General features: G+C 61.9%; 25 protein-coding genes. 8 read left to right on the top strand and 17 right to left on the bottom strand.

All coding sequences use genetic code 11. The features are described from left to right. Positions 1-2 precede the first annotated feature (2 nt). The gene (locus CO667_RS19485) at positions 3-446 is read left to right on the top strand and encodes a hypothetical protein (RefSeq protein WP_097619923.1); all 444 of its coding nucleotides are present in this window, start codon (positions 3-5) and stop codon (positions 444-446) included. A gap of 55 nt (positions 447-501) precedes the next feature. Here the strand turns inward: CO667_RS19485 and CO667_RS19490 are convergent, their stop codons facing one another. From CO667_RS19490 to CO667_RS19550, 13 genes are all read right to left on the bottom strand, one after another. Then, positions 502-1,248: a helix-turn-helix transcriptional regulator gene (locus CO667_RS19490; protein ID WP_097619924.1), complete on the bottom strand. Its 747-nt coding sequence runs from the start codon at positions 1,246-1,248 to the stop codon at positions 502-504. An 8-nt stretch (positions 1,249-1,256) separates the two neighbouring features. Continuing rightward, a complete protein-coding gene (locus CO667_RS19495) occupies positions 1,257-2,003 on the bottom strand; it encodes a LuxR C-terminal-related transcriptional regulator (RefSeq protein ID WP_097619925.1) in 747 nt (248 codons plus the stop codon). Positions 2,004-2,366: 363 nt separating this feature from the next. Then, positions 2,367-4,058, bottom strand: coding sequence for a flagellar basal-body MS-ring/collar protein FliF (gene fliF, locus CO667_RS19500; RefSeq protein WP_097619926.1), 1,692 nt, complete (start codon positions 4,056-4,058; stop codon positions 2,367-2,369). 168 nt (positions 4,059-4,226) lie between these two features. Further along, entirely contained in the window at positions 4,227-4,616 is a 390-nt protein-coding gene (locus CO667_RS19505) for a hypothetical protein (protein WP_003584234.1), read from the bottom strand. A gap of 16 nt (positions 4,617-4,632) precedes the next feature. Further along, on the bottom strand, positions 4,633-5,187 hold the full coding sequence (gene cheD, locus CO667_RS19510; RefSeq protein ID WP_003570356.1) for a chemoreceptor glutamine deamidase CheD: 555 nt from the start codon (positions 5,185-5,187) through the stop codon (positions 4,633-4,635). Further along, entirely contained in the window at positions 5,184-5,573 is a 390-nt protein-coding gene (locus tag CO667_RS19515; RefSeq protein ID WP_003556488.1) for a response regulator, read from the bottom strand. Before CO667_RS19515 ends, cheD begins: the two co-directional genes overlap by 4 nt. Beyond that, positions 5,574-6,617, bottom strand: coding sequence for a protein-glutamate O-methylesterase CheB (gene cheB, locus CO667_RS19520; protein WP_097619927.1), 1,044 nt, complete (start codon positions 6,615-6,617; stop codon positions 5,574-5,576). Continuing rightward, the gene (gene cheR, locus CO667_RS19525; RefSeq protein ID WP_097619928.1) at positions 6,614-7,522 is read right to left on the bottom strand and encodes a protein-glutamate O-methyltransferase CheR; all 909 of its coding nucleotides are present in this window, start codon (positions 7,520-7,522) and stop codon (positions 6,614-6,616) included. Before cheR ends, cheB begins: the two co-directional genes overlap by 4 nt. Next, positions 7,519-7,986 (bottom strand): chemotaxis protein CheW, encoded by a 468-nt coding sequence (locus CO667_RS19530; RefSeq protein ID WP_097619929.1) that lies wholly within the window; start codon positions 7,984-7,986, stop codon positions 7,519-7,521. The genes cheR and CO667_RS19530 overlap by 4 nt, the downstream gene beginning before the upstream one ends. 4 nt (positions 7,987-7,990) lie before the next feature. Continuing rightward, the gene (locus CO667_RS19535; RefSeq protein ID WP_097619930.1) at positions 7,991-10,273 is read right to left on the bottom strand and encodes a chemotaxis protein CheA; all 2,283 of its coding nucleotides are present in this window, start codon (positions 10,271-10,273) and stop codon (positions 7,991-7,993) included. 17 nt (positions 10,274-10,290) lie between these two features. After that, positions 10,291-10,656: a chemotaxis response regulator CheY1 gene (gene cheY1 / locus CO667_RS19540; protein ID WP_003570362.1), complete on the bottom strand. Its 366-nt coding sequence runs from the start codon at positions 10,654-10,656 to the stop codon at positions 10,291-10,293. Next, complete coding sequence (locus CO667_RS19545; RefSeq protein WP_097619931.1) at positions 10,653-10,949, bottom strand: STAS domain-containing protein; 297 nt, start codon at positions 10,947-10,949, stop codon at positions 10,653-10,655. Before CO667_RS19545 ends, cheY1 begins: the two co-directional genes overlap by 4 nt. A gap of 63 nt (positions 10,950-11,012) precedes the next feature. Continuing rightward, positions 11,013-12,641 carry a globin-coupled sensor protein gene (locus tag CO667_RS19550; RefSeq protein WP_097619932.1) on the bottom strand — a complete coding sequence of 543 codons (1,629 nt, stop codon included), beginning with the start codon at positions 12,639-12,641 and terminating at the stop codon, positions 11,013-11,015. 638 nt (positions 12,642-13,279) lie between these two features. Between CO667_RS19550 and CO667_RS19555 the strand changes: the two genes are divergently transcribed. Next, positions 13,280-14,701, top strand: coding sequence for a glycosyltransferase family 39 protein (locus CO667_RS19555; protein WP_097619933.1), 1,422 nt, complete (start codon positions 13,280-13,282; stop codon positions 14,699-14,701). A gap of 15 nt (positions 14,702-14,716) precedes the next feature. On the opposite strand, the gene CO667_RS19560 is transcribed toward CO667_RS19555, so the two are convergent. Then, positions 14,717-14,968, bottom strand: coding sequence for a helix-turn-helix transcriptional regulator (locus CO667_RS19560; RefSeq protein WP_097619934.1), 252 nt, complete (start codon positions 14,966-14,968; stop codon positions 14,717-14,719). A gap of 79 nt (positions 14,969-15,047) precedes the next feature. Here CO667_RS19560 and ybaL point away from each other — a divergent pair, with 79 nt between their 5' ends. The 4 genes from ybaL to CO667_RS19580 all read left to right on the top strand — a co-directional run bounded on the left by ybaL (position 15,048) and on the right by CO667_RS19580 (position 20,819). Next, the gene (gene ybaL / locus CO667_RS19565) at positions 15,048-16,865 is read left to right on the top strand and encodes a YbaL family putative K(+) efflux transporter (protein ID WP_097619935.1); all 1,818 of its coding nucleotides are present in this window, start codon (positions 15,048-15,050) and stop codon (positions 16,863-16,865) included. 54 nt (positions 16,866-16,919) lie between these two features. After that, the gene (locus CO667_RS19570; RefSeq protein ID WP_097619936.1) at positions 16,920-17,300 is read left to right on the top strand and encodes a hypothetical protein; all 381 of its coding nucleotides are present in this window, start codon (positions 16,920-16,922) and stop codon (positions 17,298-17,300) included. An 83-nt stretch (positions 17,301-17,383) separates the two neighbouring features. Then, complete coding sequence (gene secD, locus CO667_RS19575) at positions 17,384-19,933, top strand: protein translocase subunit SecD (RefSeq protein WP_097619937.1); 2,550 nt, start codon at positions 17,384-17,386, stop codon at positions 19,931-19,933. A gap of 169 nt (positions 19,934-20,102) precedes the next feature. After that, positions 20,103-20,819, top strand: coding sequence for an ATP-binding protein (locus CO667_RS19580; protein ID WP_097619938.1), 717 nt, complete (start codon positions 20,103-20,105; stop codon positions 20,817-20,819). Between the two features lie 107 nt (positions 20,820-20,926). Here CO667_RS19580 and CO667_RS19585 read toward each other — a convergent pair whose 3' ends face one another. The 3 genes from CO667_RS19585 to CO667_RS19595 all read right to left on the bottom strand — a co-directional run bounded on the left by CO667_RS19585 (position 20,927) and on the right by CO667_RS19595 (position 22,947). Beyond that, positions 20,927-21,361, bottom strand: coding sequence for a response regulator (locus CO667_RS19585; protein WP_097619939.1), 435 nt, complete (start codon positions 21,359-21,361; stop codon positions 20,927-20,929). Between the two features lie 30 nt (positions 21,362-21,391). Then, positions 21,392-22,096: a LuxR C-terminal-related transcriptional regulator gene (locus CO667_RS19590; RefSeq protein ID WP_097619940.1), complete on the bottom strand. Its 705-nt coding sequence runs from the start codon at positions 22,094-22,096 to the stop codon at positions 21,392-21,394. A 473-nt stretch (positions 22,097-22,569) separates the two neighbouring features. Continuing rightward, entirely contained in the window at positions 22,570-22,947 is a 378-nt protein-coding gene (locus CO667_RS19595; protein ID WP_097619941.1) for a response regulator, read from the bottom strand. 194 nt (positions 22,948-23,141) lie between these two features. On the opposite strand from CO667_RS19595, the gene CO667_RS19600 reads away from it, so the two are divergent. After that, positions 23,142-25,283: a PAS domain-containing sensor histidine kinase gene (locus CO667_RS19600; protein ID WP_097619942.1), complete on the top strand. Its 2,142-nt coding sequence runs from the start codon at positions 23,142-23,144 to the stop codon at positions 25,281-25,283. Further along, complete coding sequence (locus CO667_RS19605) at positions 25,270-25,695, top strand: response regulator (RefSeq protein WP_085736129.1); 426 nt, start codon at positions 25,270-25,272, stop codon at positions 25,693-25,695. Before CO667_RS19600 ends, CO667_RS19605 begins: the two co-directional genes overlap by 14 nt. Positions 25,696-25,697 lie beyond the last annotated feature (2 nt).

The raw sequence follows: 25,697 nt of genomic DNA on the forward strand, positions 1-25,697 counted from the left end.
GAATGAAAAAATGCCCTCACTCTACCCAGCGTGAAAAAATCCTGGCAGAAGCGATCAGCCCGGTCGCCACGGAACTGCGCCTTCTGGATGCTTCTGACCTTATTTCCCTGCTGCGCTTCGAGTATTACGGCAATCTTTCCGATCTCGTCGCCTCGGCCGCCGAGCTTTTCTTTCATCCGGGCACGGTGAATTTCGGCCTGGGCGGCAACTATACGCTGGAATGGGGCGGCAAGCCCGAAGTCGTGCTCGATCTGGAAATCAAGCCGCGCGGCGTCACCGTCTACGCCCAGTTGACCCTTGCCGAAGACCATGCCGGCATCGAGATCAACCACATCGCTTTCCAGGATCCCTCGGCCGATCCCGACGAGAACACCATCTTCCTGAAAAGGAGCCTTCGGGAATCGCGTTACAGCGTGAACCAGCCGCCACGGGCGCTGGCCAGCTGACGTCTAGGTCTTTGTTTATCGCATTTTCTTCACGCGAACCGGTGTCCACTTCCGGTCAGCTGATGTAGCCGAGCCGGATCGCCTTGGCGATCGCCTGGATGCGATTGACGGAATCGAGCTTGATGGTCGCCGAGCCGAGATAGGCGTTGACGGTGTGCACGGACAGGCCGAGCTTGTCGGCGATCTCTTCGCTGATGCGGCCGTCGCCGGCAAGCTGGAGACAGGCGATCTCGCGTTCGCTGAGCGCCTCGGCGGCAGCCGTGCGGCGTTCGTCGAGCGAGAGCAGATCCATCATGATATGGCAGCAGCGACCGTGCAGCTCGACGATGGTATCGCTCGAGGGATCGATCTCATCGCCGGTGAAAAGGATGAAACCGTTGCCGACGGCGCCGAGCCGCACCGGAAAGGCAAGGCCGGAGAAAGGCAGGATACCGTCCTGCAGCCGTGTCATGAACGGCGCGAAGTCGGCCGGACCGGGCGCCGCACGGTCGTAACCGCCGGCCCATGAAAGCGGCAGCAGCGACTTTTCGATATGGTCGAGAAGGATATCCCCGTAGGCATCGATGAAGGCCTTGCCGAAACCGGCATTGGAAGAACCCCAGTTCTCGAGCTCGCAGACAAGGCGCTGCTTTGCCGGAACACCCGAGCCGCTGACGCGGAAGATCGCGAAGCCTTGCGCATCGGCGAGCTTCTGCATCGCGATCAACCGCGGAAAAAGATCGGACCGGCTGGAAATCCTGTTTACACGCACCATGCGCAGCTGCTCGGCGCCGCTCATCGTCCTGGCTGATGGGTGCCCCATAGATCCCCCTATACGAGATTGTTGCGGACGGCGAAGGCAATGGCCTCGGACCGGGTCTTGGTCGCCGTCTTGCGCATCACGCTGGTGATGTAGTTGTTGATGGTATTGCGGGAGATACCGAGGATCATCGCGATCTCGTCGCTGGTCTTGCCCTCGGCGATCCAGAACAGGCATTCCAGCTCGCGGTCCGTCAAATCGAAATCGCGGTCGACTCTGGTGCCACCGCAGCGCAGAAAACTCGCGACATAACCGGCAAGCAGGCCGACATCCCGCAGGCGCTCCGGCGACAGGATGAACCCCTCGCCGAACAGGAACATCAGGGCCAGCCGCGACCGGCCGACATTGAAGGTGAGAGAACAATATTGGCGGCTGGCGCCATCCGGCACGTCGGCACTGTCAGGCATGAGGGCAAAATTCGGCTGGAAGACCTGCATGCATTTTTCCAGCTCCGTCGAGCGGGCATAGCCGCGAACCAGGTCATTGGCGATATCCCTGACCAGGTCGAAGGGCCAATCGGACGAAACAATGAAATCAAGGCCGCTTTCCTGGAGGAGATCGCAGCGCGCCAGAAGATAGTGGGAAGCACCGACATATTCCGTCAGTGCGCGCAGCCCAGACTGCAACCTGCCAGTGTTGGCGACACCGTGCAGGCGCTGGAGCAGTTCATCACGCGGCAACAGATCCGGCACCACAGCGCTCGCGAAATTCGACATTTGCCTCTCGCCTTTGCTCGCCTGAATTACGTCCATATCCATTGGCAATGTCCTGCGGCTGAGAAACCATCAAACTCGGTGCAACAGCAATTTTTCTGTAAGGGATTCAATTCGAGTCCCGCTCGAATCCCATTTCGAATCACCCAAGGGTAAGCCAGCCGGTGCAAATCACCATCTCCGACTTCTAGGGATTTACATCCGCTGCCGCCCATGCACTGATTCGACGATCAATTCCAGCCCTCAAGATATGGGGGAAGGCTACGGTGATTCTGGCTGTGCCGCAACTTCATTCGCGTTTTACGCGAGTCGGCCTTTATCAAGTTTCCCTACAGCGGCAACAATTCCGTTACAGCAAATGAAGCTTCGGCACCGACATGAAAAAGGCCGGTTGCCCGGCCTTTTTTCTTATGCTGCCTCGTCGATCGCCCATTTCCGGAGGATTTTCGCGGCGCGTTCCTCGTTGATCTCGACCATGCGGGAGAGCTTGCGTTCCGGACCTTCCTTGACGCGGCGGTTGAAGTTGCCGTCGTCGTCGCCGAGGCTGAGCAGATCTTCGGTGCTGTCGAAGCCGAAGTCGGAGCCGAAGCCGTCCATGAGAGCGCCGCCCGGGGCGCCTGCCGCCGGCGCAAAGTCCGGAAGCTCGAGGCCGGCCGCTTCCGGCGTGGCGTCGCCGAGAACCGAGCTGGAGCCATTGCCGCTGACGCTGCGCACCAGAGGCCGCAGGCCCATCCAGACCACCACGAAGGCGACCGCGACGAAGGCCAGCGAGTTGATGATGCCGGCAAGGTTGCGGCTCAGCATGTCCATGACGCGGACACCGCCGGTGGCATCTTCGAGCAGCTGGTTCTCGAGGAAGTCCATGGCCGTGACGGTGACGACGTCGCCGCGGTTGGCGTCGATGCCGGCTGCCGAAGCGACGATGCTCTTCATCTCGGCAACATAGGCGTCCATCTTGGCCTGGTCGGCGGGCTCGCCGACCATCTTGGCGATGCGGCCCTTGTTGACCACCACGGCGATCGAAAGCTTCTCGACCTTGTAGCTGTTGCGGGTCGTCGCCGTCGTCTTGCTGTTGATTTCGTAGTTGGTCTGCTCTTCGCGCTTGTCGGATTTGTCCTCCGATTGAGGTCCGGCGGAACCACCGGCCTCGGGAGCGGCCTGCGGGATGTTCTGCTCGACGGTCGTCGCGCTATCGGACGTCTTCTGCTGCGACTGCTGGGCTTCCTTCGTCGAGCGGACCGAGCGTTCGACCTTGGATTCGGGATCGTAGGTGGTTTCCTGGATCTGCTGGGCGTCGGTGTTGAGATCGGCGGTGACGCTGGAGCGGAAGTTGTCCATGCCGAGGAAGGGTGCCAGCGCCTTGTCGATGTTGGATTCGACTTCCTGCTGAACGTTCTGGACGATGTTGAGCGAGCGGTTCAGCGAGCTGTTGCTCGCTTCGTCGCCGGATGCCAGCAACTGACCGGCGGAATCGAGGATCGTCACGTCATCGACGTCAAGCCCCGGCACGGCCGAGGCGACGAGGTGGCGGATCGAGGTGGCGGCACTGCGCCCGGTGGCGGCGCTGGCGCGAATCATGACGGAGGCGGTCGGCTTCTGCTCCTGCTTCCGGAAGTTCCCGACCTCCGGCATGACGATGTGCACGCGCGCGGCCGTTATACCCGAGATCGACTGGATGGTGCGGGCGATTTCGCCTTCCAGCGCGCGAACTCGCGTCACCTCCTGCATGAAGGAAGTCAGGCCGAGCGAACCGACATTGTCGAAGAGCTCGTAACCGGCATTGGCGCTGTTCGGCAAGCCGCGCTCGGCAAGCATCAGGCGGGCCTTGCCCGTCATCCCCGCCGGGACGCTGATGCTGGTGCCGTCGGTGCCGACCTGGAAATTGATGTTGGCTTCGGCAAGCGCCATGCTGATCTGGTTGAGATCCGGCGAATCCAGACCGACATAGAGCGTTTCCTGTGCCGGCTTGTTGACGAAAAGGGCGGCCGCAAGGACGATTGCGATGGAGACGGCACCGACGCCTCCGAGAATCATCAGGCGTGTTCGGCCAAGGGAACCGAAGTTCTTAAAGATCTGAACTAATTGATTTAACAGATTCATTCTGTTCTCGCACAATCCGTCAAAGACAAAGCAGGCTTATTGCCTCATCTGACGAATAATCGGCGAAACTTGTGCGAGCGTTTCGTAAAGCGCGGGCGGGAGCGAAAGGCTCCCTGTTTCATGTATGTCGTTATCCCGGAACGGCGGCGCATCGCCAGGCGACATGCATCAGAAGAAGTCGAAGTCGCCGGCTGCCTTGCTCAGCGGCTGGGAGTGGCCGTGGCGTGTGGCGCCGCCCAGCGCCTTCTGCATCTCCGCCAGCTTGACGAGGCTGAGCGCCGTCGCGACGTCGACTGCCCAGCCATGCGGAATTTCGCCGGTGATGGTGTCGATGAATTCGGCAAGGCCGCGCGATTTCTGCACGGCGAGATCGATGCCCTGCATGACCTTCATGGCGTCGGGCGAATTGAGGATTTCGGCGCCGCCGAGGTCGAGAAGCTGCGGCTCGATGCGCTCGATGAGATAGGCAACATCGTGCAGTTCGGAAACGATGCGCATCAGGATGTCGCTCAACGCTTCGACAGGCGCAGGCGGCTCCATCACCGGATTAAATGTCATATGAAAATCCTCGCCATCAAAAAAATTCGATACTGGTCTCGACGGGCTTCGGCGGAGCGGCGGGGCGCTGCTCGAGAGCGACGGTTCTCTGGGTTTCGGCGCCGGTCAGGGGGTATTGCCGGGCACGACCGGAGACCGGCCAATATTCAAGCTTGCGTCCATGGTCTCCGCCTGTGGAGGAGCCGACCACCGGAATGCCTTCATCCCTCAGGAACTGCATGGCGAAAGCCGCGTTCTGCTCACCGACATTGGAGAATGTCGAGATCGTCTTCGCGCCGCCGAAGATCTTTGCCTCCAGCCGGTCGCGCCGGGCGCCCTGCTTCAGGAGACCGTTGATCAGCAGTTCCATCAGATGCACGCCGTAACGCGTCGCATCGCCGCCTGATGTCGGCGACGTCGCCGAACCGGGCAGCAGGAAGTGGTTCATGCCGCCGATACCGGCGACAGGATCTCTGAGGCACGCAGCCACGCACGAGCCGAGAATGGTCGAGAGGACCGCATTCGGATCGCTCAGGACCTTGTACTCGCCCTGAATGATGTGCACGCGGCGGGCTGCCCCCTCAGTCATCATTTCAGGGCTCCAAACACGGCTTCGATGGCCGCTTTCATCTTCTCGATGGTGAACGGCTTGGCGAGCACGTTGTTGGCGCCGAGCTGGGCCGCCTTCTGCACCAATGCGCGGTCGCCCTGGGCGGTCAGGATGATGAAGGCCGCCTTCTTGGTGTTCGGGTTGGTGCGCACGGCCTGCAGGAAGCCGATGCCATCCATCTTCGGCATGTTGAAGTCCGAGATCACCAGGTGGTGCGGCTGCTCGGCCATGATCTTCATGCCCTGCTCGCCGTCGCCTGCGGACGTGATCTGCTTGAAACCGAGCTGGGTCAGCGCGTCGCTGAGCAGCAACCGGCTCGTTACCTGATCATCGACGATCAGAACTTTGATTTTCTCCGCGATCGACATTTATTCGGTCCCTTCCTTTCGGGCGGCTGTCATTTTCAATATTTCCTCACCGATGGCAGACAGCGGCAGCTGCTGCTCAACGGCGCCAAGTTCGTGAGCAACCCTTGGCATTCCGTAAACGACACAGGTTTTTTCGTTCTGGCCGAGTGTTCTGGCGCCAGCGTGGCGCATTTTCAACAATCCGGCGGCGCCATCGCGGCCCATTCCGGTCAAAATCACGCCGACGGCGTTGCGGCCTGCCAGTTCCGCCACCGAATCGAACAGCACGTCGACCGATGGGCGGTGACCGTTGACCGGCGCCCGGTCGACGAGACGGCAGCACGGCGCCGAGGCACCGCTGACCTGGAGGTGACGCTCGCCGCCGGGCGCCAGATAGATCTTGCCGATTTCGAGACGGGCGCCATCGGTCGCTTCCTGCACCACCGGCGCGCAGAGGCGGTTCAGCCGTTCGGCGAAACTCTTGGTGAAGGTCGGCGGCATATGCTGGGTGATGACGGTCGGCGGGCAGTTGGCCGGAAACTTCTGCAGCACGGCGATCAGCGCCTCGACGCCGCCGGTCGACGAGCCAATCGCGACGATCTTGCGGCCGACGCGGAAATCGGCGACCGAGGGCGGCGGTGCAACGGCGGCAACCGGCTGGGAGAACTGGCGCTGCGTGCGCGCGGCCGCCTTGACCTTCTCGGCGAGGTCGCCGAATGGTCTGGGTTCGCCCGGCCCCGGCTTGCCGACGCAATCGAACGCACCGATCTCCAGTGCGGCAAGCGTCGCCTCGGCGCCGCGATGGGTCATGGTGGAGACCATGATGACCGGCATCGGACGCAGCGTCATGATCTTTTCGAGGAAATCGAGACCGTTCATGTTCGGCATCTCGATGTCGAGCGTCACCACGTCGGGGTTCAGCCGCTTGATCGCCTCGCGCGCTTCCAGCGCGTCGCCGGCCTGGCCGATGACGTTGACTTCAGGGTCGGAGCTCAGGACGGCGGTGATCAGCCCGCGCATCGTCGGCGAGTCGTCAACAACGAGAACCCTTGCCGGCGCGCTCATGCCTTCCTCCCGAGACCTTTGGTCGTATAGCGATAGGTCGTGATGCCGATATTGTCGAAGACGTGTTTCGCCTCGCCCGACACACGCTCGGAATGGCCGATATAGAGATGGCCGCCCTCCGGCAACAGGCCGGCGAAACGCTGCCAGATCTTCATCTGCGTCGGCTCGTCGAAATAGATGACGACGTTGCGGCAGAAGATGACGTCGAACTTGCCCTTGAACGGCCATTGCGCCATCAGGTTCAGCTCATTGTAGGTGATCAGCCGCTTGACGCGGTCGTCGACCTGGAACTTCCTGCGGCCCTGTACCTCGACTTCGCTGAACCATTGCTTGCGCATCGCCGGCGACACGGTTTCGAGCGCGTTCTCGTCATAGGCGCCGGCCCTGGCGATCGCCAGGATCTTCGGGTCGATGTCAGTCGCCAGGATCTTGAAGTCGTAATCGGCGACATTCGGCATCAGCGACAGCACGGTGAGCGCGATCGAATAGGGTTCCTGGCCGTCGGAGGAGGCGGCCGACCAGATGCGCACCCTGCCGCCCGATCTCGCCCGCTGCAGCAGCTCCGGCAGGACATGGTCGCGCAGGTGGTCGAAATGATGGTTCTCGCGGAAGAAGCGGGTGAAATTGGTCGTCAGATGCGACAGCATCTCGCGACGCGGCGCAGCACCGGCCGGCGAAGCGACGAGGTCGCAATATTCCCGGAAACCGGAGAGACCGAGACTGCGGATATGCTTCGACAGGCGCGAATAGACGAGCGACGCCTTCGTCTCGTTGAGGAAGATGCCGGCATCCGAATAGATCATCGCGGCGATCTCGGTGAGGTCGCGGCGCGTCAGCGGATATTCTCCGCTTGCCAAGACCTCGTCGGATCCCTGCCTCTGATCTTTTGCGCCCATTACACTCATGCGGCTTCGCTTTCGGTCTCGGGAAAGAGGGCTTCAAGTTCGATCAGGCAGATCATCCGCTTGTCGATGGCGAGTATGCCGCGGGCAAATTGACGCTCGAGCTCGGAGGAGATTTCGGGCGTCGGCTGGACGGTCTCGTCGGTCACCGTCAGGATATCGGACACGGCGTCGACCAGGAGGCCGACGACCTTGCGCCGGACCTGGGCGACGATGATGACATGACGGGCGGTCGGATCGGCCGGCTTCATGCCGAGCCGGGCCGCAAGATCGATGATCGGCAACACCGCGCCGCGCAGGTTGATCACACCCAGCATATAGCCAGGCGAGTGCGGCATCGCGGTCGCCGGGGTCCAGCCCCGGATCTCACGAACCGACATGATGTTCACGCAAAATTCCTGATCCCCGATGCGGAACGCGATCAGCTCGCGGTCCCCCTCGTTCAGATTTTTCACGGCGTACGACATTCCCTTACCCTACCGCTGCTAACGACATTTCTGCTTTGAGCGACTGGCCGCGCGAGGCGCCGACAACCGCGTCGACATCGAGGATGAGAGCGACGCGCCCGTCACCGAGAATGGTGGCGGCGGCAATGCCCGGGACATGGGTGTAGTTGGCTTCCAGGCTCTTGATGACCACCTGGCGCTGACCCTGGATGGCGTCGACCATCAGGGCGCGCTGGCCGCCGCCTTCGGATTCCACCAGAAGCGCCACGCCCTCGACGGGATTGGCCTGGGTCGCGCGGAAGTTCAGGATACGGCCGACATCGACCAGCGGGCAGAACGAGTTGCGGATCGAGATCAGCCGGTGGTTGGCGCCGAAGGAATGGATCGCGGCCGCTTCCGGCTGCAGGGTTTCGACGATCGCCGTCAGCGGCACGACCAGCGTCTGGCCGGCGACTGTCACCACCATGCCGTCGAGGACGGCAAGCGTCAGCGGCAGGCTCATGGTGAAGACCGAGCCGTGGCCCGGCTTCGAGGTGATGTTGATACGGCCGCCGAGCGCCTGGATCGAACGCTTGACGACGTCCATGCCAACGCCGCGGCCTGAAATGTCGGAGATCTTGTCGGCCGTCGAGAAGCCCGGCAGGAAGATCAGGTTGTCGATTTCCTCGTCCGACAGGTTTGAATCGGCCGGGATGAGGTCGTTGTCGATCGCCTTCTGGCGAACCTTCTCGCGGTTGATGCCGGCGCCGTCATCGGCCAGCTCGATCAGGATGCGTCCCGAACGATGCTTGGCGGTCAGGCGGACCGTGCCTTCGGTGTTCTTGCCGGCGGCCGCACGCTTTTCGGGCGTCTCGATGCCGTGGTCGACGGCATTGCGGATCATGTGGGTCAGCGGCTCGGCCAGCTTGTCGATAACCGTCTTGTCGACTTCGGTGTTTTCACCTTCGGTGATCAGACGGATCGACTTGCCGGTCATGTCGGCGATTTCGCGGACGATACGCGACATGCGCTGGAACACCGGCTTCACCGGCTGCGCGCGGATCGCCATGACCGAGTCCTGGATCTCGCGGGTGAGCTGCTGCAGCTCTTCGAGACCCATGTTGATCGAGGAGGTGCCGGTCGTGTCGTTCTCGATGACGCTCTGCGACAGCATCGCCTGGTTGATGACCAGCTCGCCGACGAGGTTGATCAGCCGGTCGACACGGTCGAGATCGACACGGATCGTCTGGCCGGCGCCGGCGGCATTGTTCTGGGCGGCGGCACTTGCAGCGGCCGCCGCGGCGGCTGCCGATTCCTTCTTCTCGACGCGAGCGGCGACTGCAGCCATCTGCGTGACATTGGAGGCCGTCTCGGCCGCGGCAACGGCGGCGGCGGTCTCGGCGGCAGAAACCTCTTCCGCTGCGCCCGCTTCGTCCAGGATCGACAGATCGAAGGGAACCGGCACCATCGGCAGTTCTTCGTTGCTGGTCGCGCCGGCCCGTGCTTCCTCGACAGCCTTCACCGTCAGTTCGCAATCCCATTCGGCGAATTCGAAGACGGTGCGAATGGCGTCTTCGCCCTTGTCCGTCTTGATCGTGACGTTCCAGAAGAGATAAGCGCCTTCCGGATCGAGTTCCTCGAGGCCCGGCAGCTCATCCGTATTGCAATAGATGGTCATTTCGCCGAGGCGCGAGAGGTCGCGCAGCAGCAGCGTAGCGTCATTGCCCTTGGAATAGAGTTCGTAGCGCGGCTTGAAGGTGACTTCATAGGCCGGCAACCCGGCGCCCGCATCGCCCTCGCCGCCAAAATCGTCGAAGGAAAAGGGGATCGGCTGGAAGCCGCTGTCGTCGGTCGGTTTGGCGGCCGGCGCCGGAGCGGCCTTGGCCACGGGCTTTGCGGCGGCCTTCGGTGCCGGCGCTTCGGCCGATGCCGAGGGAGACGGCAACTCGCCGTTGGCCAGCGCCTCGAGCTCCTTGACCAGGCCGCGGCTGCGGCTTTCATCGACGCTGCCGCCGTCGCGCGCAGCATTGGTCAGGTCGGCGAGCACGTCGGCCGACTTCAGCATCACCTTCAGGACGTCCTGATTCGGCTCCAGCTTGTTGGAACGAACGCAATCGAGAGTGGTCTCGAAAACATGGGCGAAGGCAACCAGATCATCAAGGCCGAAGGCGCCGGCGCCCCCCTTGATCGAATGCACGGCACGGAACACCGCATTGACGGTTTCCGGATCGCGATCGCCATCATTCATTTTCAGAAGACCGGATTCCAGCTCGGCGAGCTGTTCCTCGCACTCCTGGAAAAAGATCTCTTTGATTTCGTTCATATCCATAGGAGCAAATCCTGGGTTTAAGCGGTTACACGCTCAATGGCATCGATCAGCTTGGCCGGGTCGAAAGGCTTGACGATCCAGCCCGTGGCGCCAGCCTGGCGGGCGCGGTTCTTCTTTTCCGCGTCGCTTTCGGTGGTCAGGACCAGGATCGGGATCGCCCGATATTTCTCGTTGCGGCGCACACCTTCGATGAAGCCGAAGCCGTCGAGACGCGGCATGTTGATGTCGGTCACGATGACGTCGGGATTGGACTCTTCGAGAACCTCGAGGCCCTCGACGCCGTCTTCCGCCTGGATCGTCTCGAAGCCGGCATTGTTCAGCGTCACGAGAAGCATGTTTCGGATGGTGCGGGAATCATCCACGGTAAGAACTTTTTTCTTCATTGCCGAATCTCCTTGGCAAGCAGGTGATCAATATTGACGCCCACCAGCTGCATGGTTTTCTGAAATGCGTCGGACACCTTGGAGAAGGTGAATGGCTGCTTGTCCTGCTCCCAGGTCTTCTCGGCGGACATCAGAACCTGGGCACAAAGAGTGCCGATCCGCTCGACGCCCGAGGCGTCGATCGAAAGACCGCTGCCGCGCAGCGAGAGGAGTTTGTCGCGCAAGGCGGAGGCCTCGTTGAGGTCGAGCACCGCTGTCAAATCCAGCGTCTTGCCACTCTTCTTTGCTACCATCAGCTTTTCCTTGTCCCCTTGTCCCCGGCCCGAGAAGACGAGCTGAAGTGATAATCCGATAGGTTAGTAAACATTCCGCCCACCTCCGACGCTTGCGAGCGGCTGCGGAAGGCTAAAATCATCATTTTCGTATTCGTCTTCGACAGGTGCCGGACGGGCGGCGGCCTCGATGGCGCGCGGCGGCGTCACGCGAGCCGGCGCCGGGCGCCCTGCATGGGCATTTTCCCGGGCGATGCGGAATTCGCGAATGGTCCGGCCGAGCTCGAGAATGACGGTGTGCAGGTGGTCGGCGCCTTCGGCGGAGCGCTCGGCAAGGCCGGCGTTGCCGGCCACCTCGCCGCCCAGGCTCTTGACGTCCGATGTCACGCTGTCCAGGCTTTCGGCATGTTCACCGGTTCGGGTGGCGATGCCTGATATGGCGGCGTTGATGTCGGTGACCTGGCGCACGATGCTGCCGATCGAATCCTGTGTGCGGCCGACCATCTGCACGCCGGCGTCGACCTGCGCCTTGGTCGTCGTTACCAGCGTCTTGATCTCGCGGGCGGCTTCGGCGGAGCGCTGGGCCAGAGCGCGGACTTCCTGGGCGACGACGGCAAAACCGCGGCCGGAATCACCGGCGCGGGCGGCCTCGATGCCGGCATTCAGCGCCAGGAGATTGGTTTGGAAGGCGATTTCGTCGATTGCGCCGATGATCTGGCCGATTTTCTCGGCCGACTGCTCGATATCGGCCATGGCGCTGATGGCGCGGCCGACGACCTCGCCGCTTTCTTCGACGGCGGCGCGCGTCGAGGCAGCCGCCTGTTCGGCGGCGCGGCTCTCGGCAGCACCGTTGCGGACACTGCCGGCGATGCCGGCAAGGGCAGCGGCGGAAAGCTGCAGCCTGTCGGCCTGACCGGACGCCGTGCCGGCAAACTGCCTGGACAGGCCGGCAAGCGAGCCGGTCGCCGCTTCGGCCTTCAGGGTGCGCTCGGTGATGGCTGTAAATTCGGCCTGGAGACCATCCAGCGCACCGTTCAGCGCGGCGGCGATCCCGGCATGGTCGCCGTCGACGGGCGCGCGCCGCGTCAGGTCGCGGGCGGCCAGGCCTTCGATGACATCGCCGAAGATCCGGGCGATCTCGGCCTCATTGTCGGCGCGCTGATCGCCAAGCGCACGGCTCTGGGCGGCGCGCAGCGCGTTGAAACGGAGCGAGACTGCGATTTCCACATCGACCATGACGATGCGGATGATCGCGGTCATCAGATCGGAGATTTCGCGGCTGCGGCGTTTGGCCGACGGCAGCAGTGGACGGCCGGCAATCTCCTCGGCGAGACCGGAAACCACATGCTCCAGCATGACGCCATGGCCGGCCACGTGCCAGCGCGGGTCGAGGCCGATCTTGCTTTCGGTGTCGGAGAGAACCTTGACGCGCTCGGCATAGAGGCTGTCGAACCGCGCATCCGTCAGCACGTCCCAATGCGAGGACTGCAGATCATGCAGGCGCTCGACCTGGCGCTCGCTCTCGAAATTGCGCGAAGCGTCGGGGAATGACTGGAACCTGTGGAAGAGGTCCCTGAGACCTGCCTTCAGATGTGCTTCGAGGGCCGGCCGGTTGCGGCGCACCAGATCGCACTGCTCGGCATCGAGACCGGCAAAGCGCAGACGGTCGCGCAAGCTGCCTGCCTGCGCTCCACGAGCCTGATCTGATGGCATGTCCTGCCTCAACGCCTGTCCCCAACCACGTTCCGAGCGAAGGCCCGGCCAAAAACTTTTGCAGCATCCGATAAACGCCAAGCGTGGAGACGGTCCTTGCCACCGGTGACAACCGGCGGGTCGAGCCCTCTGATCAGCTATGTTTCGGAGCTGTCTGAAGAGATGGATACCGGATCAACCCGGTACGGCGGGACGGCGTCATGCCTGGTGGGAACGAGTGCATCTTCCCATTCCGACGTGTAAACCAATGTTTATGGTTAATTCCTTGCTTGAAGGTTAATAAGCCTTTTCGCAGTGCCGGCTTTTGAAGCAATTCAAGGCCGTTGGCAATAAATACTGCTGCGGAGTTGCACGGCTGCTACAAGGCACACGCAAGCTCCGTGTTATAGGCCGGTCGATAACCAAGACATGACGTCGACAAGGACAGAGCAATGATTGTTCTCGGATTGGGTTCCTGCTTGATTGCAATGACGCTGCTTGCCGCCGTCGCCCGCCTCGATTCTCTCGCCGCAAACCGCGATATCCGCGGACTCCGGGTGTTTTAGCCTTTCCTGGTCAGATTGAAGCATTCTGTTGGCAGTCCGGCGCCTTTGGTGTAATCGCACTCGCGCCTTTCATGTCAGCGGAACAGTCGGTTCATGTCCCCCAGATCAGGTCTCCTCATCGTTCTTGGCTTCACGCTCTGGCGCGTCGTCACGCTGCATTTCGATGCGACCGACCTTTTCGTCGATGAGGCGCAGTACTGGTTCTGGTCGCAGAATCTCGATCTCGGCTATTATTCCAAGCCGCCGATGATTGCCTGGGTGATCCGGGCGATCACCGAACTCTCCGGTTCCGACGCCATCTACTGGATCAGGCTCGCCGGACCGCTGATCCACATGGCGGCGGCACTGGTGCTGATGAAGGTGGCGAAGCGTTTCGTCGGGCCGGAGATCGAAGGCTGGACGGGCGCCACCTATATCACGCTCCCGGGCGTCGCGCTGTCTTCGGTGTTCTTCTCGACCGACGTGATCCTGCTGTTCTTCATCGCGATCGTCTTGCTTGCCTATTTCGGCCTGACACAGCGGCGCTCGGTCGGGCTGGCGCTGGTGATGGGTCTCGGCGTCGGCCTCGCCTTCCTGACGAAATATGCCGTGCTGTTCGTGCTTCCCGGCGGCGCGCTTGCTCTCCTCCTCATTCCGGCCGCACGCATCGCCATTCGGGATTTCATCATCGCTGTCGCGGTCGCGATTGTTGTCGCCTTGCCGAATCTCTGGTGGAACCTGCAGCACGACAATACGACGGTGCGGCATACGCAGGACATCGCCCATTGGAGCGAACTCGGCATCAATCTCCGTCGCGGGCTGGAATTCTTCTCCGCCCAATTCGGCGTCGTCGGACCGATCATCTTCTTTGCGATGCTCTGGGCGGTCTATCGCATGATCAAGGGCAGGAGCGACGACCGGGAAAAGATGCTGATCTGGCTATCGATGCCGGTGGTAGTGCTGATCACGCTGCAGGCAACGGTCGCCAAGGCCTATGCCAACTGGGCCGTGACCGCCTATGTCGCCGGGACGATCCTTGCCGTCTGGCTGCTCTATCGGTTGTGGCCGAAAGGGCTCAGGCTGTCGCTCGCCATCAACGGCATCGCCAGCCTGCTCTTTCCGCTGGCGACAATCTTTCCGCAACAGTTGCTTTTGCCGAGCGGCGACGAGCTGATGAAGCGCTATCTCGGCCGCGCCGAAGTCAGCCGCCAGGCCGCGGCACTTGCCGGCCAGGCCGGCACCGACATCATCGTCACCGATGATCGCGACATGGTCGCCGATCTTTTCTATACGTTGCGCGACACATCCTACAGGATCTATGCGCGCGCGCCGGCGGGCCTTCCCGAGAGCTATTATGAGCAGGAATTCGCCCTGCCGGCCGACATCACCGGCAAGGTGCTCTTCCTGACGGACGGTCCCTTCAGCTGCGCCACCGAGACGCCCGAAGTCCTGAAGAACTGGCAGCCGACGGAGGGCTATTACAAGGGCAAGGCGCTCTCCGTTTACAAGGTCTCCGCCGCCTGCCTGGCGCCCTGAGCAATCGATTCCGCTTTAAGGAATTAGGCAGAGGCCGGTACCCGCCCCTTCGATATCGACGAATTTGACGCCGCCCTCCTCGAAGGCGAGGCGCAGCTGCGCCTCCGTCGCCCGGTGGATGTCGTGGTGGCGTCCCTCATAATCGCGAATGGTGCTGCGTGAGACCGCTGCCCTTTCGGCCAGATCAGTCTGGGTCCAGTCGAGCAGGCCGCGCGCCGCGCGGCAGAGAGCGGGGGTGAGAATTGTTTCCCTTGCGCCTTGACCCATAATTCTAATTTACCCATATTGGTCGATATAGATCATATATGTCATATTACGAACGAGATTTCCAGATCAGGAGACAGCGATGCCACACGATACGCCCTTGATTTCGACAATCGTCGGCGGCCTCGTGCTGGCTTTCATCTTCGGCGCGTTTGCCCATCGGCTGCGGATGCCGCCGCTGGTGGGCTATCTGATTGCCGGCGTGCTGGTCGGGCCGCATACGCCGGGTTATGTGGCGGATCAGAACCTTGCGCCGGAGCTTGCCGAAATCGGCGTCATCCTGCTGATGTTCGGTGTTGGGCTGCATTTCTCCCTGAAAGACCTGCTGTCGGTGCGCGGCATCGCGGTGCCCGGCGCCATCGCCCAGATCGCCTTTGCGACCCTGCTCGGCTGGGGGCTCGGCGCCTTCATGGGCTGGCCGACCGGCGGCAGCCTGGTCTTCGGCCTGGCGCTTTCGGTCGCTTCAACCGTGGTTCTGTTGAAGGCGCTGCAGGAGCGGCGCCTGGTCGAGACGGAGCGCGGCAGGATCGCCGTCGGCTGGCTGATCGTCGAGGATCTCGCCATGGTGCTGGCGCTGGTGCTGATCCCGGCCGCAGCCAGCATCGGCGGTGAGGGTCACGCTCCCGTCGAGCCGCTCTCGGCCGGGCTGAGCCGCCTGTTCGGGCTCGATCTCGGCATCGGCGGCATGATCGCCATGACGCTGGTGAAGGTGGCGCTGTTCGTGGCGCTGATGCTGGTCTTCGGCCGCAAACTCATTCCGTGGACGATGCACCGCATCGCCCACACCGGCTCGCGCGAGCTGTTCCGGCTCGGCGTGCTGGCGATCGCCCTCGGCGTCGCTTTCGGCGCGGCGAAGCTCTTCGGCGTGTCGCTGGCGCTCGGCGCCTTCTTTGCCGGCATGGTGCTGGCCGAAAGCGAGCTCAGCCATCGCGCCGCGCAGGAAAGCCTGCCGCTGCGCGACGCCTTCGCCGTGCTGTTCTTCGTCTCGGTCGGCATGCTGTTCGATCCGAACATCCTGATCGACAAGCCGCTGCCGATCCTGGCCACCATCTTCATCATCGTCATCGGCAAGTCCGTCGCCGCGCTGCTGATCGTGCTCGCCTTCAAGAAGCCGCTCGGCACGGCGCTGACGATTTCGGCAAGCCTCGGCCAGATCGGCGAATTCTCCTTCATCCTCGCCGCCCTCGGCGTCGAACTCGGGCTTCTGCCGGGGGAAGGCCGCGATCTGATCCTTGCCGGCGCCATCATCTCGATCATCCTCAACCCGCTGCTGTTCTTCCTCTGCGACCGCATGCGGCCGCTTTTCGAAGGTGCGAAACGTGAAGACGTCGTGGCCGACCCCGCCGCTGCCGATGCGATCGCCGCGCAGGAGGAGACGCCGGCCGAAGACGACGAGGTGCACCCGACCGCTCTCAGCGGCCACGCCATTCTCGTCGGCTACGGGCGAGTCGGCAGCATCGTCGGACAGAATCTCAAATCGTCAGCCACACCTTTTCTCGTCATCGAGGATTCCGACAAGCGCATCGGCGAGCTGAAGGCGCAGGGCATCGAAACCCTGATGGGCAATGCGGTGGCGAGGGAGACGCTCGACCTCGCCAATCTCTCCGGCGCCCGCAGCATCGCCATCGCCATCCCGAACGCCTTCGAGGCCTGCCGCATCGCCGAACAGGCGCGCAGCGTCAATCCGTTGATCCTTATCGTCGCCCGCGCCCATTCCGACGCCGAGGTCGATGAATTGAAGCACTATGGCGCCGACACCGTCATCATGGGCGAGCGTGAAATCGGGCTTGGCATGGTTGACCGGCTCGCCCAAGTGCATCATGAGAGTGTGCCCTATGAAGACGGGCATGGGCCTGATACAATTATCCCGGCGGATGACCCTCCGCCGCAAAGAGAATGAGAGATTGGCGCGCTTTTGAGCCGATACGGGAGTGACATCGCCGGGACGGAGACGATGGAGCTGGATCAGCACCGTCTGACGAACCGTATCGCCGCTTCCCTCCTCTTCGCCATCCTTGCCTATCTCGGCCTGCTTTTCGGCGGCAATCTGATCATCTCGCCCGATGTCGCCGTCAATACGCTTTCCTCCTCCGGCCGAGATCCGCAGCCGCCGCAGCTGACTGCGCGCGATGCCGTGCGCGGGTTGCTCGCCACCGAGCGCAAGCTTGCGCCGAAGCAGGCAGCCCATGACAGCGGATCATCCGCCCTTGCCGCCGCCCCGGCTCCCGATTTCGCCGGCTGGGACATATCAGCCGCTTTTCCGGCATCCGAAGCGCCGCTTCATGCCGCGGTCTCCAGAGCCCATCAGCCGCGCGCACCGCCGGCGGCTGCCTGACGTTTGCGCCGCGGCGCTTCCGACATCTGACGACATGCCGCCAGCGCCCGAGCGCCGGCCCCTGATTATCTAAGGAATACAACATGCGTACTTCACCATGGCTGGTGCTCACCTATACGGTGATCATCTTTCTCGGCCTATTGATCGCCCTGCCGAACGTCCTGCCGCAATCCGTCCTCCAGCGCGTGCCGGCATGGCTGCCGCATGAACAGGTCTCGCTCGGCCTCGACCTTCGCGGCGGCTCGCATCTCGTTCTGGAAGTCGACGAAGCCGACCTGACCAAGGAGCGGCTGCAATCGCTGCTTCAGGATGCGCGCCGTGTGCTGCGCGAAAAGGGCATCCAGCCTAAGGCCGTCGTCCGCAGCCAGAACCAGATCGTCGTGACGCTCGCCGATGCCGCCCAGAGCGATGCCGCCGTCACCGAGCTTAAGACGCTCGCCAATCCGATCAGCACCGGCATCAGCGCCGGCCAGGCGGATCTCGCCGTCACTGCAAACGGCGCCACCATCACCGTCGGATTCTCGCCGGCCGGCATCTCCGCCAATGTCGACAATGCCGTCCAGCAGAGCCTTGAAGTCATCCGCCAGCGCGTCGACCAGGTCGGCGTCTCCGAGCCGACCATCCAGCGCATCGGCGCCAACCGCGTGCTCGTCCAGCTTCCGGGCGCACAGGATCCGTCGCGCCTGCGCGAACTTCTCGGCTCCACCGCCAAAATGTCGTTCCATATGCTGTCGCCGAACAACCAGCCCGGTCCCGGCGTGACCATGCTGAAGGACGACGAAGGCCGTACCTATCCGGTGCTCGACCGTGTCGAAATCTCCGGCGACCGGCTTTCGGACGCCCGTGTCAGCTTCGACCCGAACACGCATGAGCCGATCGTCAGCTTCCGCTTCGACAGCGCCGGCGCCAGCCGCTTTGCCGACATCACCCGCCAGAACGTCGGCAATCCTTTCGCCATCGTCCTCGACGACAAGGTGCTGAGCGCCCCCGTCATCCGCGAGCCGATCACCGGCGGTTCCGGCCAGATCTCCGGCAGCTTCTCGGCCGACAGCGCAACGACGCTTGCCGCCATGCTGCGCGCTGGCGCCCTGCCCGCCAAGCTGACCGTCATCGAGGAACGCACCGTCGGCGCCGACCTCGGCGCCGATGCGATCAAGATGGGTATCTATTCCGGCCTCGTCGGCTTTGCTCTCGTCGCCCTCTTCATCTTCGTGCTCTACGGCACCTGGGGCGTGCTGGCGAATATCGCCCTGCTGATCCACACGATCCTGACCTTTTCGGCCCTGACGCTGGTCGGCGCGACGCTGACCCTGCCGGGCATTGCCGGCGTCGTGCTCGGCATCGGCCTTGCGGTCGACGCCAACGTTCTCATCAACGAGCGTATCCGCGAGGAAACGCGCAAGGGCAAGAGCGCCTTCGCCGCCATCGATACCGGCTTCAACCGGGCTTATTCCACCATCATCGACGGCAACATGACGGCCCTGATTGCGGCCGCCATCCTGTTCTATTTCGGCTCCGGACCGGTTCGCGGCTTTGCCGTGACCATGGCGCTCGGCCTGATCATCTCGATGTTCACCTCGGTCGCCTTCGTCCGCGTCGCGATGATCGAGATCACCCGCCGCCGCAAGTTCAAGGTGCTGAACATCCGGCCGCTGATTCCGTTCAGCCCCTATGACAAGCACATCCAGTTCATGAAGGCGCGCTTCTTCGGCGTCACCGTTTCGGCGCTGCTGTCGATTGCCTCCGTCGTGCTGTTCATTCATCCCGGCCTCAACTACGGCGTCGATTTCCGCGGCGGCATCCAGATGTCCGTCAAGACGCAAGGGGCTGCCGATCTTGCAAAGTTCCGCGAAGGTCTGGATAGTCTCGGCCTCGGCGAAATCACGCTGCAGTCCTTCGGCGACAAGAACAGCATCCTCGTGCGCGCCCAGCGGCAGGAGGGCGGCGAAGAGGCGCAGACGGCAGCGGTGACCAAGCTGAAGGCCGAAGTCGCCAAGATCGACCCGTCCGCCACCGTCGAGGGCACCGACGTCATCGGCCCGAAGGTCAGCGGCGAGCTTGCCTGGGCCGGCATCCTGTCAGTGGTGATCGCAAGTTTCGCGATGCTGATCTATATCTGGGTGCGGTTCGAATGGCCGTTTGCCGTCGGCGCCATCGTCACGCTGGTGCTCGACGTCACCAAGGCGATCGGCTTCTTCGCGATCACCGGTCTCGACTTCAACCTGACGGCGATCGCCGCCATCCTGACGCTCGTCGGTTACTCGGTGAACGACAAGGTCGTCGTCTATGACCGCATGCGCGAAAACATGCGGCTCTATAAGTCGATGCCGCTGCGCGAGATCATCGACAAGTCGATCAACGAGACCCTGGCACGAAGCCTCTACACCAATGCGACGGCCTTCCTCGCTCTGGTGCCGATGGCGATCTGGGGCGGCAGCGCCGTCTCGAGCTTCGCGATCCCGATGGTCTTCGGCATTCTCGTGGCCGGCGCCTCTTCGATCTTCATCGCAGCACCGATCCTGCTCTTCCTCGGCGACTGGCGCCGCCGCCACGCCAAGGCGGCACCGGGAGACGATACGGCCGTTGAAATCATCCCGCCGGAACAGGGTCGCCCGCGCAAGTCGGCAAGCTAAAATTCCCTGTTGACGCATCCTTGAAGAGGGCGCCGGTTGCAGAGCCGGCGCCCTCTTTCTATTGTCGGTAACTGCAAGGATAAAATCATGCAGCGTTTCAAAGGATTACAGCGTCCTTTGCGTGTCTGGAAAGAGACGCGGCGCCGCCACAAAGATCGGAAACCGTAAGATGTCATCCGACCCGACGAGACCATCGGAAACCCATATTGCCGGCGACAGCGAGGAGCGCATCAAACGATTTCTCGCGACCGCCTCGCACGACCTGCAATCGCCGCTCCGCCATATCGCCATGTATGCCGAGCTTCTGCTCGACGATCTCGAGGAAACGCTCGACGGCGAACAGCTGCAGAGCCTGAGGATGATCATGGAGAAGGCGCAAGCCGCACAACGCCTCACCAAGGCATTGATGAGCCTTGCGGGCGGAGCACCTCAGGTGACACCCGAAGAGGTCGATCTGCAGGCGCTCTGCGAAAATGTCTGGGGCGAGCTGACCGACGAAACTGAGGTTGGCGATGCGACGCTTGAAAGCGGGGGCCTGCCCTCCATCCGCACCGACGCTGCCCTGCTCGGGCTCGTGCTGCGGCATCTGCTGAGCAACGCCCTCGCCTATCGCAGCGAAGTGCCGCCGCATGTGGTGATTGCGGCGGAGCGAAAGGGGACGGATTGGTTCATCCGGATTTCCGACAATGGCTCGGGCATCGATCCCGCCTATCGCGAGCGGATCTTCGAGCCGTTCTGGAAATTGCCGAAGGCGGGAGCGGTCCAGGGCGCCGGCCTCGGATTGACGACGGCGCGGGAGTTTCTGACGGCGCTTGGCGGCGATATCAGCCTCGAACATTCGGATGCAAGCGGCAGCCGCTTCATCATCCGCCTTCCGATTGCCTGAAATCAGAGCACTTTCCAGCAAAAATGCGCAACGGCTTTGCGATAACGACATGCGTAAAAACAAAGTGCTAAAGCGCGAGGAGCGAATCTGAAAGATCGCGACGCGCTTTAGATGTTGTAATCGTCCTTCCAGAAATCCGGGACGTCATAGGTCACATATTCGCGGATGATGTGCTGCAGCGTCTGGGCGTCGATTTCGTCCTTGCCGATGCGGAAATCGACGCCGTATTCCGGGAATTCCTGGAAATAGCCGCCCGATATATCGGTCGAGACGACGCCGATCGGGCCGGTGTAACCGATGCCGCGCAGTTCCGGCACCGTTTCGCGGAAATCGGCGTTCGGCAGAAGGCGGTTGTCGAGCAGGATGAGATCGAAACGCGCCAAGCGGATTTTTTCCAGCGCGTCACCGATCGATGGCGAATATTCGACCTCGACGGCCGGCTCGGAGAGCTCGGCGATCTTCTTCTTCAGCGCACGGAATTCGATGAATTCGTCGTCGACAAAGAGAACCTTTACGGCGTTCCTTCGGCCCGTTTCGGTCATCGTCTTAATTCCTCAATCCCGAAACCAGCTTCACGTAACCAAACCGTTCCTCAAGGCGATCGCCACCATATGAACGCGATTGACGGCGTCCAGTTTGCGCGCGGCCGCGGTGATGTGCGAATTGACCGTATGTTCGGAGAGACCGAGAATGATGGCGATCTCCGCCGACGTCTTGCCTTCGCTCGTCCATTTGACGATTTCCGATTCGCGCTGGGTCAGCCGTCCGGACATTTCCGGGGTCAGGATTTCCTCGTAGAGCTTGTCGAAAATGCGCATGGCGTCGAGAAGCATGTCGGCGATCTCGCTCTGATCCGGCTCCTGACGCTCGCCGCTGAGCACAAGGGAATAGCGCCGCCCTTCCGGCGTGAACAGCGGGATGAACAGGAAGACGCCGCTCTGGAATTCGTTGAAAACGAGATCGGACCGAGCATCTTCCGGCCGCACGCTCCTGCCATGAACCGGTGTTGCCAGAAACTGGGCGGACTTTGCCCGGACGGTGCCGAGCGCTTCCTTCAACGTCGTGATGAAAAGGCCGACACGCCGTTCGGCGACATTGGTGATGACGATATCGCGTTCACCGAAAGGGGCCGAAGCCTCGGAAATGCGGGCCAGCGCGAAATTATCGAAGTTGTAGTGCTGCGCCGCCGATTTCAGCAGCCGGAAAAAATCGGTGCGGTTGATCGCCCGGCTCAACTCCGGTCCGGCATGAAAGGGAATTGCCGGGACGTTGTTCATTCCCACTCTTCCTCTCCTCCGCCAATGCCTCCAATCCCGAAATCTTGGGATATACGTCTTAAACGCGAAGAGCTACAAAAATTGCGAGACGGTTGATGACGAATATCGAAACGGGGACTTTCGATATTTAAGGCGGAAATCATCAACTATCTCAACTACAGGTGATGCACGGGTTACTGAGGGGCAGTAGTTCTTACCTGGGTGTCGTAAATCTTCGCGCATTCAACATCCATGAATGCGAGAAGGCAGTGCCAGACGTAAGCGCGAGAGAGCCGATAGACCCATTCAGCTAAGGGGTTGGCTGATGTTCGTGGCGGCGAACGCGGGTTGATCGGTTCTCTCAGCGCTTAATTTGCGTCGCACTTGCTTCGCTTCGGTTGCATCTTGGGATGCGTCCTCGACCTTGTCAATCGCGGTTTGTCATATGGCTTGGACAAAGGACAGGAAACAGCTTGGCGGGCCTTCGCCGTTTCCTACATCTCGAGATTGAGAATAATCCTGGCGAGGTCAAGCGGCTTTTCCAGATAGGCATCGGCGCCGGCCTCAAGTGAGCGCGCCCGGTCCTCGGCCGCATCCGATCCGCTGCAGACAGCAAGCCGCATCGCTTTGAAACGATCGTCCCCGCGCAGCCTGCTCACCAGGGCGATGCCGCTGTCGAGCGGCATGTAGAGATCGGCGATCAGCAGTTCCGGCAGGGCCCAGCCTTCCGCCGCGCGCTGTTCCAGCGCCGCCAGCGCCGTCTCGGCGGTCGAAAAACAGAATAGATCGACCTCTATCTGCTGCTTCCTGCGGATATAGTCGAGATAGAAGAGATCATCCCTGCTGTCGTCAACATAAATTATGGTAGGCATCCAGCACCGTGATTTGGATATTGTTCGAATGAACCTTGTTGTCCTTCACCGTCACGATATCGCGATTTCACGAAAATTCGATCCATCTTATCGAAAAATCCCTTTGCGAAAAGCGTGGTGCCGCCCGCCACTGGCTATTGAGTATTCCTCGATTTCGGAAAAAATGGCGACGCCAAGCGAGGAGGAAACGACGGGTGCAGGATAAGGGCAACGTGGACCTTCAGGACCAGCGGAGGCGGTGGCGCTACCGTGGCTTTGCGATTGCGGTTGGCTGCCTGATGGTCCTTCTCGGGGTGAGCGCTGTTGCCGGCTGGCTGCTGCAGATCAAGGTGATCATTTCGCTCGTTCCCGGCTTTCCGTCGATGGCCTTCAACACCGCGCTCTGCTTCGTGCTTTCCGGTCTGGGGCTTGCGGCCTCGACGCTGGCTGCCCGTCGCTTTCGGTTGGCAGCAACGATCATGGCAGGGCTTGCGGCGGCGATCGCCGCGGCCCGACTGGTGGAAATCATCACCATCGGGCGGACGTTCCACAATGTCGACCTGTTGATCACGCGCTTCCTGGTTCCGCCCGATTTCATCGCTGAGATCGGCGGCGGCATGGGGCCTAACACGGCGTTGGTCTTCCTGATCGCCAATCTTTCGCTGCTGCTCGCTCTCCACGCGGAGAGGAAAAGCCAGGTCGTGCAGGAATTGACGAGCTACGTCGTCATCACCCTCGGCATGATCGCGCTCGCCAGCTATGTCACATCAGCCGAACAGGGTTACCGCTGGGGACCCTATGCGGCGATGGCGCTGCATACGGCGGTCGGCATGGTGATCTTCGGCTCGGGTCTTCTCGCCCGCTCCTGGTGGATACAGCCGGCAAACCGGGCTGAGATTCCGCTCTGGATCCCGGCTGCGGTCTGCTTCACCGGCCTTCTCGTCGATCTCTACACACCGCTCGGCCTCGCCAACGGCATTCTTTATGTGCCGCTGGTGCTGACGGCGCTCTGGTTCGGCAATAGGAACGCGCCGCTTTTCTTCGCCTTTGCCTGCACCGTGCTTTTGATGCTCGGCTTCTTCGCCGTCCGGCACGATGAGGCGGCGTTCTGGCAGGAGATCGCCAACCGCACGATTACCGCGGCGACGCTCTGGCTGATCGCCATCCTGGTCTTTTATTTCATGCGCAACAATCACAATCTCGAAACCGAGCGCGTCCGCTTCGGCGCGCTGGTGCGCGGCACCCCGGATGCCGTCATCGTCATCGACGAGAGTGGAACGATCAGGAGCTTCAACCCGGCGGCCGAAAACATGTTCGGTTACTCGCCGCAGGAGACGATCGGCCGGAACATCAAGATGCTGATGCCTGAACCCTACCATTCCGAGCATGACGGCTATCTCGCCCATTATCGCCAGACCGGCGAAGAGCGCATCATCGGCACGACGCGCATACTCTCCGGACGACGCAAGAGCGGCATTGTCTTTCCGATCGACGTTTCCATCAGCGCCGTCGCCACCGGCGATACGAAGATCTTCGTCGGCATCGTGCGCGACATCAGCGAGCGCGCCCGGCAGGAAGAGCGGATGAAAACGACGCTTGCCCAGCTCGAGGCCTATACGGCCGAACTCGAGCGCAGCAACCACGACCTCGACGAATTCGCCTATATCGCCTCGCATGATCTCAAGGAACCGCTGCGCGGCCTGCACAACCACTCCCGATTCCTGCTGGAGGACTATGAAGACAAGCTCGACGACGACGGCGTGCGCCGGCTGAACCGGCTGGTGCGCCTCAGCCAGCGCATGGAGAAACTCGTCAACGACCTTCTCTATTTCTCCCGGCTCGGGCGGCAGCAACTGGCGGTCAAACGCACCGATATCGGCCTGATCGTCAAGGATGTCGTCGCGACGATGGAACTGCTGCTGGAGGAGCGGCATGCCAAGGTCATCATCGACGGCCAGTTGCCGGATGTGGTCTGCGACGCGCCCCGGTTGACCGAGGTGTTCCGCAATCTCATCACCAATGCGATCAAATACAATGACAAGCCGGCGCCGCTGGTCTCGATCGGCTATCTCGAGCGCTTCGTCGGCAAGGATGGCACGGTTGCCCGCAACGTGTTTTTCGTTAGGGATAACGGCAAGGGCATACCCCAGGAATTCCATGAGGACATTTTCCGCATTTTCAAACGGCTGGAAAAGTCGCAGGGTTCCGACGACGGCACCGGAGCAGGCCTGACCTTCGTCCGCAAGATCATCGCCCGGCACAATGGCGATATCTGGCTGGAATCGGAGGTCGGCGCCGGCACCACATTCTATTTCACCTTGGGGAAAAAACGCGAGGGACAGAATGCAGCAGCGTGACACGCAACCGATCCTGATCGTCGAGGACAGCGAAGACGATTTCGAAGCAACGATGCGCGCCTTCAAACGCACCAACCTGCGCAATTCGATCCGCTGGGCGGCCTCCGGGCAGGAAGCGCTCGACATGCTCGCGGCGATGGTGCCGAAACCGGGGCTGATCCTGCTCGATCTCAACATGCCGGGCCTTGACGGCCGCAAGACGCTGGAGGCGATCAAGTCGAACGCCGGCTGGCGCAAGATACCGGTGGTGATCCTCACCACCTCCGACGACGAGCGCGACATCGAAGGCTGCTATGCGCTCGGCGCCAATACCTATGTGCAGAAGCCGGTCGATCTCGACGGGCTGTTTGCGGCGATCCAGCGGCTGAAGGAATACTGGTTCGAAATCGCCATCCTGCCGCTCGAGGACTGACA

Source organism: Rhizobium sp. L43 (assembly GCF_002531725.1).
Taxonomy (GTDB): Bacteria; Pseudomonadota; Alphaproteobacteria; order Rhizobiales; family Rhizobiaceae; genus Rhizobium.

Excerpts from the sequence above, each read along its gene's own strand:
- cheB (WP_097619927.1), bottom strand. The coding sequence starts at position 6,617 with ATGAGCGCGCCGGCAAGGGTTCTCGTTGTTGACGACTCGCCGACGATG.
- CO667_RS19555 (WP_097619933.1), top strand. The coding sequence starts at position 13,280 with ATGTCCCCCAGATCAGGTCTCCTCATCGTTCTTGGCTTCACGCTCTGG.
- CO667_RS19585 (WP_097619939.1), bottom strand. The coding sequence starts at position 21,361 with ATGACCGAAACGGGCCGAAGGAACGCCGTAAAGGTTCTCTTTGTCGAC.
- CO667_RS19490 (WP_097619924.1), bottom strand. The coding sequence starts at position 1,248 with ATGGGGCACCCATCAGCCAGGACGATGAGCGGCGCCGAGCAGCTGCGC.
- CO667_RS19570 (WP_097619936.1), top strand. The coding sequence starts at position 16,920 with ATGGAGCTGGATCAGCACCGTCTGACGAACCGTATCGCCGCTTCCCTC.
- CO667_RS19590 (WP_097619940.1), bottom strand. The coding sequence starts at position 22,096 with ATGAACAACGTCCCGGCAATTCCCTTTCATGCCGGACCGGAGTTGAGC.
- CO667_RS19545 (WP_097619931.1), bottom strand. The coding sequence starts at position 10,949 with ATGGTAGCAAAGAAGAGTGGCAAGACGCTGGATTTGACAGCGGTGCTC.
- secD (WP_097619937.1), top strand. The coding sequence starts at position 17,384 with ATGCGTACTTCACCATGGCTGGTGCTCACCTATACGGTGATCATCTTT.
- CO667_RS19535 (WP_097619930.1), bottom strand. The coding sequence starts at position 10,273 with ATGGATATGAACGAAATCAAAGAGATCTTTTTCCAGGAGTGCGAGGAA.
- CO667_RS19515 (WP_003556488.1), bottom strand. The coding sequence starts at position 5,573 with ATGTCGATCGCGGAGAAAATCAAAGTTCTGATCGTCGATGATCAGGTA.
- cheD (WP_003570356.1), bottom strand. The coding sequence starts at position 5,187 with ATGATGACTGAGGGGGCAGCCCGCCGCGTGCACATCATTCAGGGCGAG.
- CO667_RS19605 (WP_085736129.1), top strand. The coding sequence starts at position 25,270 with ATGCAGCAGCGTGACACGCAACCGATCCTGATCGTCGAGGACAGCGAA.
- CO667_RS19495 (WP_097619925.1), bottom strand. The coding sequence starts at position 2,003 with ATGGATATGGACGTAATTCAGGCGAGCAAAGGCGAGAGGCAAATGTCG.
- ybaL (WP_097619935.1), top strand. The coding sequence starts at position 15,048 with ATGCCACACGATACGCCCTTGATTTCGACAATCGTCGGCGGCCTCGTG.
- CO667_RS19560 (WP_097619934.1), bottom strand. The coding sequence starts at position 14,968 with ATGGGTCAAGGCGCAAGGGAAACAATTCTCACCCCCGCTCTCTGCCGC.
- CO667_RS19550 (WP_097619932.1), bottom strand. The coding sequence starts at position 12,641 with ATGCCATCAGATCAGGCTCGTGGAGCGCAGGCAGGCAGCTTGCGCGAC.
- CO667_RS19580 (WP_097619938.1), top strand. The coding sequence starts at position 20,103 with ATGTCATCCGACCCGACGAGACCATCGGAAACCCATATTGCCGGCGAC.
- CO667_RS19485 (WP_097619923.1), top strand. The coding sequence starts at position 3 with ATGAAAAAATGCCCTCACTCTACCCAGCGTGAAAAAATCCTGGCAGAA.
- cheR (WP_097619928.1), bottom strand. The coding sequence starts at position 7,522 with ATGAGTGTAATGGGCGCAAAAGATCAGAGGCAGGGATCCGACGAGGTC.
- CO667_RS19505 (WP_003584234.1), bottom strand. The coding sequence starts at position 4,616 with ATGACATTTAATCCGGTGATGGAGCCGCCTGCGCCTGTCGAAGCGTTG.
- CO667_RS19595 (WP_097619941.1), bottom strand. The coding sequence starts at position 22,947 with ATGCCTACCATAATTTATGTTGACGACAGCAGGGATGATCTCTTCTAT.
- fliF (WP_097619926.1), bottom strand. The coding sequence starts at position 4,058 with ATGAATCTGTTAAATCAATTAGTTCAGATCTTTAAGAACTTCGGTTCC.
- cheY1 (WP_003570362.1), bottom strand. The coding sequence starts at position 10,656 with ATGAAGAAAAAAGTTCTTACCGTGGATGATTCCCGCACCATCCGAAAC.
- CO667_RS19530 (WP_097619929.1), bottom strand. The coding sequence starts at position 7,986 with ATGTCGTACGCCGTGAAAAATCTGAACGAGGGGGACCGCGAGCTGATC.